Source organism: Candidatus Synechococcus spongiarum (assembly GCF_900047545.1).
GTDB classification, from domain to species: Bacteria; Cyanobacteriota; Cyanobacteriia; order PCC-6307; family Cyanobiaceae; genus Synechococcus_B; species Synechococcus_B spongiarum_C.
The window spans coordinates 1-13,092 of the sequence record NZ_FITM01000138.1 but is presented as its reverse complement, the minus strand read 5'-3'; the positions used below and the strand labels follow the sequence as shown (position 1 = coordinate 13,092).

11 protein-coding genes and 1 pseudogene are annotated in these 13,092 nt (G+C 63.5%); 4 read left to right on the top strand and 8 right to left on the bottom strand.

Translation table 11 applies throughout. The annotated features are described in order from the left end of the window. Positions 1 to 85: 85 nt before the first annotated feature. Genes FLM9_RS05765 through menA form a run of 3 tightly spaced genes read right to left on the bottom strand, consistent with a single transcriptional unit; the run spans position 86 to position 3,353 of the window. A complete protein-coding gene (locus FLM9_RS05765) occupies positions 86 to 1,429 on the bottom strand; it encodes an AMP-binding protein (RefSeq protein WP_081340237.1) in 1,344 nt (447 codons plus the stop codon). Next, positions 1,365 to 2,372 (bottom strand): enolase C-terminal domain-like protein, encoded by a 1,008-nt coding sequence (locus tag FLM9_RS05760; protein ID WP_074457672.1) that lies wholly within the window; start codon positions 2,370 to 2,372, stop codon positions 1,365 to 1,367. Before FLM9_RS05760 ends, FLM9_RS05765 begins: the two co-directional genes overlap by 65 nt. 3 nt (positions 2,373 to 2,375) lie before the next feature. Further along, on the bottom strand, positions 2,376 to 3,353 hold the full coding sequence (gene menA / locus FLM9_RS05755) for a 2-carboxy-1,4-naphthoquinone phytyltransferase (RefSeq protein WP_074457671.1): 978 nt from the start codon (positions 3,351 to 3,353) through the stop codon (positions 2,376 to 2,378). A 62-nt stretch (positions 3,354 to 3,415) separates the two neighbouring features. Here menA and FLM9_RS05750 point away from each other — a divergent pair, with 62 nt between their 5' ends. Further along, complete coding sequence (locus FLM9_RS05750) at positions 3,416 to 4,810, top strand: isochorismate synthase (RefSeq protein WP_074457670.1); 1,395 nt, start codon at positions 3,416 to 3,418, stop codon at positions 4,808 to 4,810. On the opposite strand, the gene dnaN is transcribed toward FLM9_RS05750, so the two are convergent. The 4 genes from dnaN to FLM9_RS05730 form a co-directional block, all read right to left on the bottom strand. Beyond that, the gene (dnaN, locus tag FLM9_RS05745) at positions 4,795 to 6,051 is read right to left on the bottom strand and encodes a DNA polymerase III subunit beta (protein ID WP_074457669.1); all 1,257 of its coding nucleotides are present in this window, start codon (positions 6,049 to 6,051) and stop codon (positions 4,795 to 4,797) included. The two genes, FLM9_RS05750 and dnaN, sit on opposite strands and share 16 nt — an antisense overlap. Before the next feature lie 448 nt (positions 6,052 to 6,499). Continuing rightward, positions 6,500 to 7,594: a threonine synthase gene (gene thrC / locus FLM9_RS05740; RefSeq protein WP_074457675.1), complete on the bottom strand. Its 1,095-nt coding sequence runs from the start codon at positions 7,592 to 7,594 to the stop codon at positions 6,500 to 6,502. Between the two features lie 95 nt (positions 7,595 to 7,689). Further along, on the bottom strand, positions 7,690 to 8,193 hold the full coding sequence (locus FLM9_RS05735; protein ID WP_180365318.1) for an alpha/beta hydrolase: 504 nt from the start codon (positions 8,191 to 8,193) through the stop codon (positions 7,690 to 7,692). A 56-nt stretch (positions 8,194 to 8,249) separates the two neighbouring features. Beyond that, complete coding sequence (locus tag FLM9_RS05730; protein ID WP_438801337.1) at positions 8,250 to 10,181, bottom strand: ABC1 kinase family protein; 1,932 nt, start codon at positions 10,179 to 10,181, stop codon at positions 8,250 to 8,252. A gap of 110 nt (positions 10,182 to 10,291) precedes the next feature. Between FLM9_RS05730 and FLM9_RS08805 the strand changes: the two genes are divergently transcribed. The 3 genes and pseudogenes from FLM9_RS08805 to FLM9_RS08800 all read left to right on the top strand — a co-directional run. Continuing rightward, positions 10,292 to 10,639 (top strand): AAA family ATPase, encoded by a 348-nt coding sequence (locus tag FLM9_RS08805; protein ID WP_074457667.1) that lies wholly within the window; start codon positions 10,292 to 10,294, stop codon positions 10,637 to 10,639. Continuing rightward, a complete protein-coding gene (locus FLM9_RS08560) occupies positions 10,609 to 11,304 on the top strand; it encodes a DNA repair protein RecN (RefSeq protein ID WP_438801336.1) in 696 nt (231 codons plus the stop codon). Before FLM9_RS08805 ends, FLM9_RS08560 begins: the two co-directional genes overlap by 31 nt. After that, a pseudogene (locus tag FLM9_RS08800) lies at positions 11,295 to 11,574 on the top strand (DNA repair protein RecN); the annotation flags it as partial. The gene FLM9_RS08560 and the pseudogene FLM9_RS08800, both read left to right, overlap by 10 nt. Here FLM9_RS08800 and FLM9_RS05710 read toward each other — a convergent pair. Continuing rightward, positions 11,538 to 13,092, bottom strand: a 1,555-nt coding sequence (locus FLM9_RS05710) for a sodium/proline symporter (RefSeq protein ID WP_143324627.1), incomplete at its 5' end; no start/stop codon positions are given. The pseudogene FLM9_RS08800 and the gene FLM9_RS05710 sit on opposite strands and share 37 nt — an antisense overlap.

The window sequence follows — 13,092 nt, the reverse complement described above, 5'->3', positions numbered from 1 at the left end:
CAGCCTTCTCAGAGCAACGAGCCCAGCCAGGACCACCCTCCCTCGCGTCCCCTTATCCAAAACTCGGGTTCAATCAGGATGTGAATCATGATCCGTAGGGGCCGTTCCCTTCAGCCCAGGCCCGCCAGCGGCGCCGTTCCCATTTGCCCTGGGCATTGGGCGCCAGCCGAGGGCAACGGAGCCACTGCTTCGGACGCTGGGCGGGGGGACGCCCGGACACGGCCTTCTCCAGCACCGCCACGGCAACGGTTCCCCGGTACAGGGCCACCAAGCGTTGGCCCCAATGCACGTCCTCCACACCCACCACCAGCACCGCCTCCAGGCCGTCAAGACCCACCAGGCCGGCTTCAATCTCCTCAGGAAACACCGTCTCGCCACCACTGTTGATGGCCTCGTCCAGCCGGCCCAATACCTGCAAGCCGTGGGGTTCTAATCGGGCTGAATCCGTGGTGCGCCACCAGCCATTCTCCAGGGGCAAGGGCAATAGGTGACCCTCCACCAGAAAGCCGGGGGTCAGCACCGGGGTGCGGATCTCCAGGCCTCCTGGCACACCCGACACAGACACACTGCGCAACGCCACGTGGGGCAGGGGCAACCCATAACCCTCGGCACCCGCCAGGAATTGTTGGGGAGCAAGGGCCGTCACCATGGCGCTGGTCTCCGTGCTGCCGTAGCAGGGGGACAGGTTCAGACCAGAGCAGCGCGCTCGCTGCCGCAGTGCCGGCGCCAAGGGAGCACCACCCACCCAGCAGCAGGAGAACTGCCGCAACCAGTCCACCCCCCCGGTCGCCCCCATGAGCCACTGCAACTGGCTGGGCACCAGAACCAGACCCCAGCCCCGCAGGGACGGACGTTGTGTCCTGTCTCGCCATTGGCGGCGGGGCAGGAAGCGATGGGGAATGCCCAGGGCCTGGCTGCGGAGGGGAGGCATCAAACCACTGACGTGGTGCAGCGGCAGGGGATTGGCGAGACCCGCCAGGTCCAAGGGGAGGGTCCCGCGCCCAGGGCTACACACGCCTCCGGGCCAGCCCACCAGGGCTTGGGCCGCCCACTGCAGGTGGTCCAGGGGTTGGAGACACCAGCGCCGCTGTCCCCTGCTGCCCCCGCTACCCACCACCACCGCCCCTTGGGCTCCCGTGGACAGGAGGGGACGTGTGTCCCCATGGCACAGGCGCTCGGCCCGTCCCCCCTGATGGCGCCAACCGGGACTCAGGGCTTCCCGCAGCACGGCTTCTTCCTCCGGGCGGCAGAGGCCCACAACAGCTGCAGAAACCAGAAGGGTGTGCAAACACTGCCAGTCCGCAGCAGGCTCCGGGCCACAAATCAAAAGATGGCGTTCCTGCAAGGCCATGGCCCCTGGCTTGTCAAGCCGTTGCCCCCAAGCCTGGGGCCGGACTGCCCCCAGCCGCCGCCAGCTTGGCCAGATCATGGACCACAGCCTGGCCAAGGCGCCCCTCAAATCCACTGGAGACGACGCAACGACCGGGCCAGGCCCGCAGCAGACCAGCCAGTCTGCGGGGATCCCCCAGTTGAGAGGGCTTCACCACCAACAGGGGCTCGCTGGCGGGGGGCGCCCGCAGCAGGTGCTCCACCTGATCCAGATGGGCGAGGGACTCGTCAAGGGCCAACTGCACCCCGGGGATGGGGGAGCTGGCGAGTAACCGCTCCAGGAGAGGATCCGTTGGGGCCAAGGGTTGCTCCAGCCAACCGATGCGCGGATCCACGGCGGCCTCCAGCCAGTGGGAGAGGGCAGCGGTATCCAGGCGGCCGTTGGCATCCAGTCGCAACTGGCCTGCAACGGGGGTCACCATGGCCAGCAGGGCCGCCAGCAGCGGCTGCTCCTGACGCCAGGGGAGGGCGCCGATCTTCCACTTCCAGCAACGCCAGCCACGGGCCAGACCCCGCTCCAGCGCCGTCAGGGCCGCGGCGCCGGACGGCAAGAGGCCCACCGTTGGCCAAGGATGCTCAGCATCAGGACTCCCGGCATCGGTATTGGTGCCGGCGCCAGTGGGCATGGATCCCGCACCATGGGAGTGACCCTGTTGATCCAGCCGCCACAGGGCGCTGCCCAAGGCAAAGGCCGTGCAGGGGTGTTGACAGGCCGTGCGGTGAAGCCAGCGCTCCAGCTTCTGGCGTCCTGCAGTGAGATCTGCAGACTCCAACTGGCGCTGGAGCTCCTGAAGGTGGCCCCCGTGCAGGGGGTCGGCCCCGGATTGCCGACGTTCAGGGAGGGGACTGATCTCTCCCGCCACTTGGCGCCCATGGGGATCGTCCAACTCCAGTCGCAACCCCGGATCATGCCGTTGTGCCCCGTCGCGGCACCACCGCCGGAGCGGGAGGGGCTGCCAACGCAAGCGCCAATGATCCGCCATTACTCAACTGGACAGGGTGAATGCTCCCAGCGCCAGGCCACCGGCAAACAACACACCGTTCGCCATCTGGAAGCGCAGGGCCAGAAACTTGCTGTGGCTGATGCGCTCGGGCTGGTGGTGGTGGCGCCCCAGGAGGCGGATCAAGGGAAGAGCCACCGGCAGGCTGGCCAGGGCCAGCAGGACCGTGGGGGGCCATGCGCCCCAGGCAACGGGCATCACTTCCGCCAACAGGGCAACGGCCACAAGCCAGGGCACGAGGGCAGCGGCACGGGCTGTACCCAGCTTCTGCACCGGCGAGCGCTTGCCGTGGGCCAGGTCGTCTTCCACTTGGTGAAAGTGGGAGCAGAACAGCACCAGGGTTGTGGCTAGGGCCGGCCCACACCCCAGTTGGGAGGCCAGGGACAGATCCAGCGGTCCGCCACCCTCCGGCCCCAGGGCAGGGGCGCCCAGCCCCACCAGGGCCGCCGCCGTGGCCAGGGGACCAAAGGCCAGCCAGCAGAGGGGCTCCCCCAAGCCCTGATACCCCAGACGAAAGGGAGGCCCCTGATAGAGGTAGCCGCAGCAACAGGAGGCCAGCACCAGGGGCAGCAGCCACCAACTGCTGGCCATGGCCACCTGAACCATGAGCAGGAGACCCAGCACACAACAAAGCTGGGCTGCCATCAACACCAGCCGGGGCGCGCCGGTGAGCTGGATCAAGGAATGGGGCTTGTGGACGTCAACTCCGGTTTGGGCATCAAAGTAGTCGTTGCACACGTTTTCCCAGGCCAGCAGCAGTACGGCGGCCAGCAAAAAGAGGGCTAACTGCTGGGGTTGCAGGCGCCAGGCGCTGCGCCCGGGACCCAGCAACCAGCCTGCGGCCACCAGGGCCGGCATCACGGCCACCGCGTACATGGGCCACTTGACAGCAGCCCGCCAGAGACGGCGCTGTTGCTCGGCCACCTCACTTGGAACCACAAACTTCAGTTTGATGGCGTTCATGGATAAATTGTACAATTTCGAGTGACCATTCACGTCTGGTCCGCATTCTCCCATTGGCTGCCATGTCCTTCCGGAGCCTCCTGACCATGGCCCAGGAGGGTGCTCAACGCCTGGGGGAAGAGGGGGTGCTCTGTCTTGGTGTTCCTGTTGCACCACTGGATCCTCTGGCGGCGTTGCCCCAATTGCCGCAGCGCAATAACTTCACCTGGGCCTGGGATCGATGGCCAGGCCTGACGTTGGCGGCCACAGGGGTGGAGCACAGCCTGGAGTTGCGGGGGCCGCGACGGTTTGCCTTGGCCCAACGCTTTATTGATGCCAGCCTGAGTCGCCTGGTGTGCCCCCATCCCACCCGGCAGGCGGTGCAGCGCCCCAGGCTGGCGCTGGCCTTCAGCTTTTTTGGCCATAGCGACGGGGACGGCATACCAGGGGTTACCATCGTGCTCCCCCGCTGGCAGCTGGGATGCCAGGGGCGCCACTGCTGGCTCCTGCATCAGCGCAGCCTGGGGGGGACCGTCACGGCCCGATCCATGGCGGAAGCCCTCTGGGAACAAGCGCAAGCCCTGGGGCAATCCCCGCCGTCCCCCCTGGACCTGCCCAGGCTGGTGGCCAGAAGCGATACCTGGCAGCGCCCCTTCCAGAGGAGCGTCCAGCAGGCCTTGGACCTGATCCACAAGGGCGAGTTGTGCAAGCTGGTGCTGGCAGCCCAGCAGGAGTTGCTGTTGAGTGACCCCTTGAACCCCGTTGAGCTGCTCCGCAGCCTGCGGCACCACCAGAGGGGTAGTTGCCGTTTTCTCTGGCAACCCCTCAACGGCCGGGGCCGCAACGCCGTGGTGGGGGCCTCGCCGGAGCGGCTCCTGGAACTACGCTCCGGTCGCTTGCGTTGTGACGGTTTGGCCGGGACCGCGGCAGTGGATGGGGAAGGATCGCAGTACCTACTCAAGTCCCACAAGAATCGCCATGAACATGAGCTGGTGGTCAGCGCCATCGTTCGGTCACTCCAGTCACGGGGCCTCACCCCCCGGCGCTGCCCCTGTCCCCGCCTGGCTCGCCATGGGAACTTGATACATCTGCACACCCTCATCCAGGCCCAGGCCCATGGTCACCGGGTGCTGGATCTGGCCGAGGCCCTGCACCCCACACCGGCCGTGGCGGGATTGCCGCGGCGGGAAGCTCTCAAATGGCTCCGCAGCCTGGAAGGATTCCCACGGGGGCACTATGGTGCTCCCCTCGGCTGGGTTGATGGGTGGGGCGACGCGGATTTGCGGGTGGCCATCCGCTGTGGACAACTGCAAGGACAACATCTGACCCTCACCGCCGGGGCCGGAATTGTCATGGGCTCCTCCCCGGGACGGGAACAACAGGAGGTGGAGCTAAAGCTTTCCGTCCTGCAGCAGCAGTTCGCCATTACCCGCCATGGTGAATTGCAGCCGCAGGCCAGTGGTCAGGTGCGAATCTGAACGGGCATCACCAGATAGGTGAACTGCACGTCCCCACCATGGGGACGCAGCACCACGGGGTTAGTGGGATTATTCATCTGAAAGGTCACCTCCGGTGTGGGGACCACCTTGAGGCCGTCCAGCAGGTAGCGCACGTTAAAGGCCATGTCTATGTCGCTGCCGTCCCCACCCACCAGGGGAACGGACTCGTCCCCACGGCCCACGTCCTGGACTTCGGCGCAAATGCGCAGTTGCCGCTCGGACATGGCAACGGAAAGCTTCACCACGCTATTTTGCTGGTCCGCCAGGACGGCTACCCGCTCCAGGGCAGTGACCATGAGCAAACGGTCAACGGTGAAGGAGCGACTGAACGTATCGGGAATGAGTTGATTGTATTTGGGGTACATCCCGTCCAGGGTGCGGCTGGTCACCACTTGATCAGCCCGGAGAAACACGACCTGCCCCTGGTCGTGGTAGAGATCAATGGTCTCGTCGGTCTTGCGGGTGGAGAGGAGCTGCTCCAGTTCCCGCAGGGAGCGGGCCGGGATGGTGACGGCAAAGCTCTCCTCCTGCTGCACAATGTCGGTGGTGTGGTTGACCGGCACGCCGTCGTTGGCAGGATCCGGCGCACTGTTGCTGTAGTCGTCGTCCGGGGCGCAGCGGCTGCCGTTGCCATGGGTTTGTTTCACCACCGCAAGGCGGTGGCCGTCGGTGGCGGCAAATTCAAGACGGTCGGGGGACACCACCAAGTGGACACCCATGAGAATCTGCTTGGCCTCGTCGGAACTGCTGGCAAAGAGGGTGCGGGCCAGGCCGTCCCGCAAGGACTGGGCAGACAGAGGGATGGCCACAGGGCTCTGGACCATGGGCAACTCCGGGAAGTCCTCCGCCGGCATCCCCCGGACCGTATAGGCCCCGGTCCTTGCGGTCAGTTGGAACGGCAGGCTGCCTCCACCCTCCTCACTGGAGGCATCGGAGCCGGGGGCCTGGAGAGATAAGGGGCTATCGGCAGAGAGACGGGAGACGATATCCGCCAGGAGACGGGAGGGGAGGGTGATGGCGCCCGACTGCTCCACAGCGGCCGTAAAGGTGGTCTGGATACCGAGACTCAGGTCGAATCCCGTCAGGCTCACTTTGTCGGTGCCCTGGTCAGCCGTTAGCAGAACGTTGGCCAGCACAGGATGGGTGGGGCGGGCAGCCACAGCACGGCTGACGCACTGGAGGTTGCTGTTCAGGGCATCCTGCGAGCAGGTCAGCTTCATGGGGTAGCAGGGAAGGGGACTACAACTCCAACAGAGTGCCTGATGCCGGGGGAAAGGGCAACCAGATGAGGATCAGCCGGTTGTGCCCATGGCTTCGGAACCGTGAAGAGATCTAAGAGATAAAATCAGTTATCAACCAAAACAGCCGTAGTAGAGCCTGTGGAAATTGTGCAAAACCCACCACTCCACCCACGACATCCCTGTTGGGAAGCGGCAATAGAGAAAGTCTGCCTGTGCAAAAACCTGTGCAAAAACCTGTGCAAAACTCGTGGCTTTTGTGGAAACTTTCGATTTTCTTCCCAATTGCGCCGGGGGGGAGCCGTCGGTTTTGCACAGATCCTGCCCCGTTTTGCACAGGTTTTTGCACAGCCGGATGCCGAGTGGAAATGGGACGGTTTATTTTCTGTCCACCCACCATGGGCTAGCCTGGGACTGCTGGGGGATGTGATTACAGTCCCATCACCTGGGCGACGGCATCCACTTCCGGCGCCAGGTTTCTGTGAAAGTTTGCGTGGTCGCAGTCCAGGGCCGTGGTGGGGTCCTTGAGGCCGTTTCCGGTGAGGATGCACACAACCTGGGCCTCCGCGGGAATCTTGCTGGCGTGCTTGAGCATCCCGGCAACAGATGCGGCGCTGGCCGGTTCACAGAACACCCCCTCTTCCCCGGCCAACATCCGGTAGGCCGCCAGAATCTCCCCGTCCTCCACGGAGGCGAAGCGCCCCCTGCTCTCCTTGCGTACGGCCAAAGCCTTCTCCCTGTTGGCCGGGTTGCCGATACGGATGGCTGTGGCGACGGTGGTGGGGTTGGCCACGGCATGGCCGAGAACCAGGGGCGCAGAGCCACTGGCCTGAAATCCCCACATCACGGGAAGCGTCTTGATCAGACCGGCGCTCCTGTACTCCTGGAACCCCATCCAGTAGGCACTGATGTTGCCGGCATTGCCCATGGGAATACAAAGCCAGTCCGGAGCATCTCCCAGGGCGTCCGCCACTTCGAAGGCCGCTGTTTTTTGCCCCTGGAGCCGGTAGGGGTTGATGGAGTTCACCAGGGTGACGGGATAGCGCTGTGCCAGGTCCTGGGTGAGGGCAAGGGCCTGGTCGAAATTCCCTTGGATGGCCAGCACTTCGGCGCCGTACAACAAAGCCTGGGCCAGCTTGCCCTTGGCCACGTAGCCATCCGGAATAACGGCAAAGGTCCGCAGCCCCCCACGTCGGGCATAGGCCGCTGCCGCTGCGGACGTATTCCCTGTGCTGGCGCAGATGACAGCCGTGGCCCCCGACTGCTTGGCCTTGCTGATGGCCATGGTCATGCCCCGATCCTTGAAGCTGCCCGTGGGGTTCAGGCCGTCCACCTTCAGGAACACCCGCACGCCGCGGCCAATGCGCTTCTCCAGGGTTGGGGACCGCAGCAACGGTGTGTTGCCCTCCAGCAGGCTGACGACGGGGGTGTTGTCATCAACGGGTAGCCAGGATCGGTAAGTCTCCACCAGACCAGGCCAAGCCTTGGCCGTCGCTCCCCCGGCCCGGGACGATTGACCGGTCAGAAGCTGCTTCAGTGAAGTTACCAGGGTCACGGTTCACCCAATGCCTACCGTGACCGACTCTAGGAGAGATGCTCTGGAGGATCTCTGCCGCCACCCTAGAACGGCTCCCTGAAGAAATCGCCCACTTCCTGGATACTGGTCAATCGATTCAGCAGGTAGATCAGACGGGGCACATCAACAACGATCTCCTTGTTTGGATAGCTTTCCAGAAAATCAACGGAGTTGAGCCGTCTGCCGGTGTTCTGGGCAACCGAGAGAATGACCCCGGAGCGCAGGGCCGGAACCCCTGCTTCAGGGGCATTGCGTGGGTAGAAGATCTTCGCCATCCTCCCCAGGAAGGCCTCACCAACATCCGTGTACAGGAGGCGACCCAAGAGGGTGAAGGGGATGTCCACCCGTTTGTTCAGTGCGGATCTGGCCTGCTCGTGTTGAACGTTGGCGAGATTCAGAGCTGTTTTGATGAGGCCCTGGGGCTCGGCTCCCTCGCTGAAGGTGCGCAACTCCTGCACCTCTACGGACCGATTGAAGGGACCGACAACCAGAACCACCCGTTCGGCTGCTCTGGCGGCAGGGTTGGTCCAGACGAGAAGACCGCTCAAGAGTAGACCCAGGTGTCGTGCGGAGGGCACCGCTAGTCATGCGGAAGGCTGTCATCTTAGGACGCCGCCGTTGCGCTCCCCGCGGGCGGCAGGCCCTGCTGGGGGAGCAGAACGTCCCGCACCAGCCGGACAACACCCCGTTCCGCCACACCCCGGGCCAACTGGAGACCCATGCCGTAGACCACGGGTTCCCCCAGGAGACGGGGAAGACTTTGCCAAAGCATGGCGGGCTCGAAGTGGGGCAGCTTCCGCAGAATTACCAGAAGGTCCCACAGGGGAGGGGGCATGTCTGCCCCTTGGGCAGGGCTCTGAAGCCCGTGGAGTTGCCACCGCCGGGGGAGTCGTTGCCCCACCCGGCACGCCACCTGCCAACCCATGACGTCCAACTGGTTCACCATGGCGCCCACCAGTTGGCTCCGCACCATGCTTCCCGCGTCCGACAACAAAAAGTTCAGCGTGCTGTCCACCAAGGTCTCCGGGTCAAGACCCTGGCTGCGGGCGGCGCTGCTCACCAGGTCATCCAGCCGCTCCCAGCGCAGGGTGTCCTCACTGAGCACCATCTCCTTGAGGCTGTTGCGCAAGTCCGGATCGGGATCCACCAACAGCCTTGTGGCAAAGTAAGGGTAAGCTGCCCCCAGAATCTTGAACTTGGGATTGATGCTGAGGGCGATCCCCTCCAAGGTGACCAACGAGCGAATAATGAGGGCGTAATAGGGGGGCACCTGAAACGGAAAGCGGTACATCACCCCGGAAAGGTCGTCCGTGACGGACTTGAAATCCATCTGGCTGACCCCCCCTGTTAAAGCAGGGCTGAATACTTTTGAAAATGCGGGAACGATGGGTTTCAGGTCAACCTCCTGAGTTAAAAAGCCAAGCTGGACAAAATCTTTGGATAACTTGTCAAAGTCCTTATTGACCAGGTGAACAACCGCCCGGATGAGCCCAATGCGAGAACTTCTCTTCACTTCACTCATCATGCCGAAGTCCAGATAGGCAATGCGTCCGTCCGCAAGGGCCAGAAGATTACCAGGATGGGGATCAGCATGAAAATAACCATGCTCCAGTAGTTGCTCCAGGCTGCAATTGACACCCACGTTAATCATGTCTTCCGGATCCAGCCCCAGGGCCTGCACCTCCTTGACTTGGGTCAGCTTGATGCCTTCGATCCACTCCATGGTCAGGACGCGGCGGTTGGTGAGGCGCCGATGAATCTCCGGTACGGCAATGCGCTGGTTATGACGATGCAGGCTGGCAAAACGTTCTGCGTTATCCGCTTCATGGAGATAGTCCATCTCCTCGAACACCCGTGTTCCCAACTCATCCACCAGACCCACCAGGTCGCTGCGCACCAGGCGGGTGTAGCGCTTGATCCACAGGGCCAGATTGCGAACGATGTAAAGATCCAGGGTGATCTGCTCCCGTAGACCGGGCCGCTGTACCTTGACGGCCACCGCACGGCCGTCCGGTAACGCTCCCTTATACACCTGACCCAAAGACGCGGCAGAAACGGGCTCCTGACTCAGTTGGGTGAACAGCTGCTCCGCAGGGGCCCCCAGATCTTCGGCAATACAGGCCATGGCCATGGCATTGCTGAAGGGAGGCAGGTGATCCTGGAGAGCCGACAGCTCTTCCAGCACCACGGGCGACACCAGGTCGGGTCGGGTGGACAGGGCTTGACCAGCTTTGACAAAGGCTGGCCCCAGCTTGGTGAGCAGTTCACACAACTGGCGCCCCCATTCACGGACCCGGTTCTTCTGGCCCAATCGACCGGTGAGCCGGTCCATGAGCACAGCCAGAAGAAACGCCCCGATGGGAATTAACGTCTGCCAGAGGCGCCGCAGAAATTGCTGGGGGCGGCCACGGTAGAGTCTGGCCACGGCCTCGGGATCGTAGCGATTCAGGTCCGCTGCGACAACGCCACTGTCGGTCCCGCTGTCGTTCAGGCCCCTTGGACGGCTGGTCTCCTGGGCCGGAGCGGGTTTGAACAAACTGGTCACGGCCTGGCAGACGCTGTAATGGCAACAACCTTAGGAAAATCTGAAGGAACCTTGACGGGATTCATGGAATTATCATTGGGTCATCCATTGCCCTTGCGCCTGTGCTTCTGGCGCTGAAGCTGGACAACGTCGCTCTGATTGACGCCCTTGATCTTGCGCTTGCTCCCGGACTGACCGTCCTGACCGGTGAAACCGGAGCGGGGAAATCCTTACTCCTTGATTCCCTGGACGTGCTGTTGGGCGGTGACGTTCCCAAGCACCTGTTGCGCCACGAGTCCCAGCGTCCAGGGGAGAGGGGGTTGGAGGCGACGTTCCCAAGCATCTGTTGCGCCACGGCCAGGATCAGGCCCGCATTGAAGGGCACTTTGTCCCCCATCAGACCGCTTTTCTCCTGCTGGCGCAGCGGGGCCTTGGGGGGATGGAGCATCAGTCGTCCCCGCTGGTGGTGACCCGGCGGCTGTATCGCCGTGGCGGACGGATCAGTAGCCGCGGGCGCATTAACGGCGTCAGCGTGAACCGCCAGACCCTCCTGGAACTCCGCCCCCTGCTCATGGACCTCACGGTTCAGGGTCAAATCCGGATGTTGGGATGCCAGGCTCAGCAACGGCGCTGGCTGGACGGCTTGGGCGACCTCCACCATCAACAGACCCTCCACCAAGTGGCGGCGGCCCATAAAACCTGGGTTCAGTGTCGCTCCGCCCTGGACCGCCTGAGGGCGGAACGGCAGGACGTTCAACAGCGTTGGCAGGAGAATGCCCACATGTTGACGGAGTTGCAACAGGCGGCTATGGAGGATCCCCAGGAGTTGGCCACTCTGAAACGGAATCAGGATCGCCTTGCCCATGCCCGGCGCTTGCAGGAGGGCAGTTGGTCCGTGGTGCAAACCATCCAGGAGCCCTTGCCCGACCAGGCGGCAGCCCTGGACCTGTTAGGGCAGGCGGAGGGGGAGTTGCAGGCCATGGTTGCCGTTGATCCCACCACCCTTCAGCCGGCTTCAACTGGCCCAGAACGAGGTGCAGGGCGTGGCCCTGGCGCTGCAGATTACGGCCAGCAATTGGAAAGCCATCCCCAGGCCCTGGCGGAGCTTCAGGAGCGCATTGCCCAAGCGGTGTGAGTGGCCGCGTCAGCGCCGCCATGGCCAACCTTCTGCACCGTCTTGCCCGGCGCCATCAGGTGTTTTGTGTGACCCACCAGCCCCTTGTTGCCGCCCGTGCCGATCATCATTTTCGGGTCACCAAACACGTGGAGGGGGCGCACCTGCACCTGGGTCACGGGATTGACCGACGTAGCCGACCGGGAAGAGGAGTTGGCCCAGTTGGCTGGCGGCGATCCCCGGAAGGCACGGTGCTACGTGGCCAGCCTGCTGCGGGATCGTTGTCCATAATCCCTTGCCGCCCCAGCGTCCAATTGATCGAACACTGCCGTGGCGGCGGCATCCGGCCCGGCGTAGCGCCCAACCAGCCAGATTGCCAAAGTGCTCAGGACGAATGCCGGCAGCAGCTCGTAAATGCCCGCCACCGGTGGATAGGTGTGCAGCAGGATGGTGCCCAGCCCGCCGGTGGCCACACCGGCCACCGCGGCGCCGTAGCTCAAGCGCCGCCAGAACAGGGCGAACACCAGGACGGGACCGAAGGCTGCGCCCAATCCGGCCCAGGCGTAGGACACCAGGGACAGGATGGTATTGCTGCCCTGCAACACCAGGACGAGGGAGACAATGGTGATGGATAACACCGTCCATCGGCCAATGCGCAGCCTCTGGGTCGGGGAGAGGTGGAGCAACAGGGGGGCAAGGATGTCTTCGCTGAAGCTCACCGAGGCCAGCAGAAGTTGGCTGTCCGCGGTGCTCATGATCGCCGCCATGATGGCGGAGAGGGCCAAACCGGCCATCCAGGGATTGAAGAACAATTCAATCATCTTCAGCGTCAGGTCCTCGTTGAGGGTGGCTGAGGCCCCCTGATACCACGGCCGTGCCGCCAGACCAATGGCCAGTCCACCCATGAACACCGGCACCAGCCAGCCCATGAGGATGCGGCGATAGGCGGGAATGTCCCCCACGTCGCGTATGGCCTTGTAGCGCATGACGCTGTGGGGCAGGCCAATGTAGCCCAGTCCCCAGGAGAGGGACGAGATCACCAGTGTCCAGCCCAGGGACTGATCAAGGTCTGGCGGGGTCCCCATGGCGGGAGCGGCTGCATCCGGAGCACTCACCATGGCCAGTGGCAACCCCACCAGGATCATCACCATCATCAGCCCCTGGAGCACGTCGGTCCAACTGATGGCCAGAAATCCTCCCAGAAGAGTATAACCGCCAATCACCATTGCTCCCACAATAATTGCACTGGATAAGGGAATATCAAACAGATTGGCCAACAACTTGCCGCTGGCCAATAGGCCTGAGGCTACATAGACCAGCATGAAAAATAACAGAGTCAGGCTACAAAGACCCCGCAACAGCATCCCCTTCTTACCGCTCCGTCCCGTGCGCTCACAAAGAAACTTGGGTAGGGTCTGGGCGTCGTCCAGCTTTTCACTGTAGACCCGCAGCCGTGGCGCAACGGTGCGCACGGACACGTATTGCCCCGCCACCAGGCTGACGGCCATGAGAACCGCCCTGGTACTGTGGCTGTAGGCAAGTGCTGGAAAGGACAGCATGACCCAGGCGCTCATGTTGGAGGCACCGGTGCTGAGGGCGGCGGTGAAGGGGGAAAGGGAGCGGCCACCCAGAACATAGTCGGACAGGGTGCGGGTGCGCCGCCATCCCACGTAGGCGATGCTGGCAATGGCAACAAGATAGAGGCCAAAAACCAGAATGGAGGAAGCCATTGTCGCGAACGGAACCCGCCGGAGCGGTAGGATCTTATCACTCTCAATCTGCCCGTTGATGCCCATTGAGCGGCCAGTT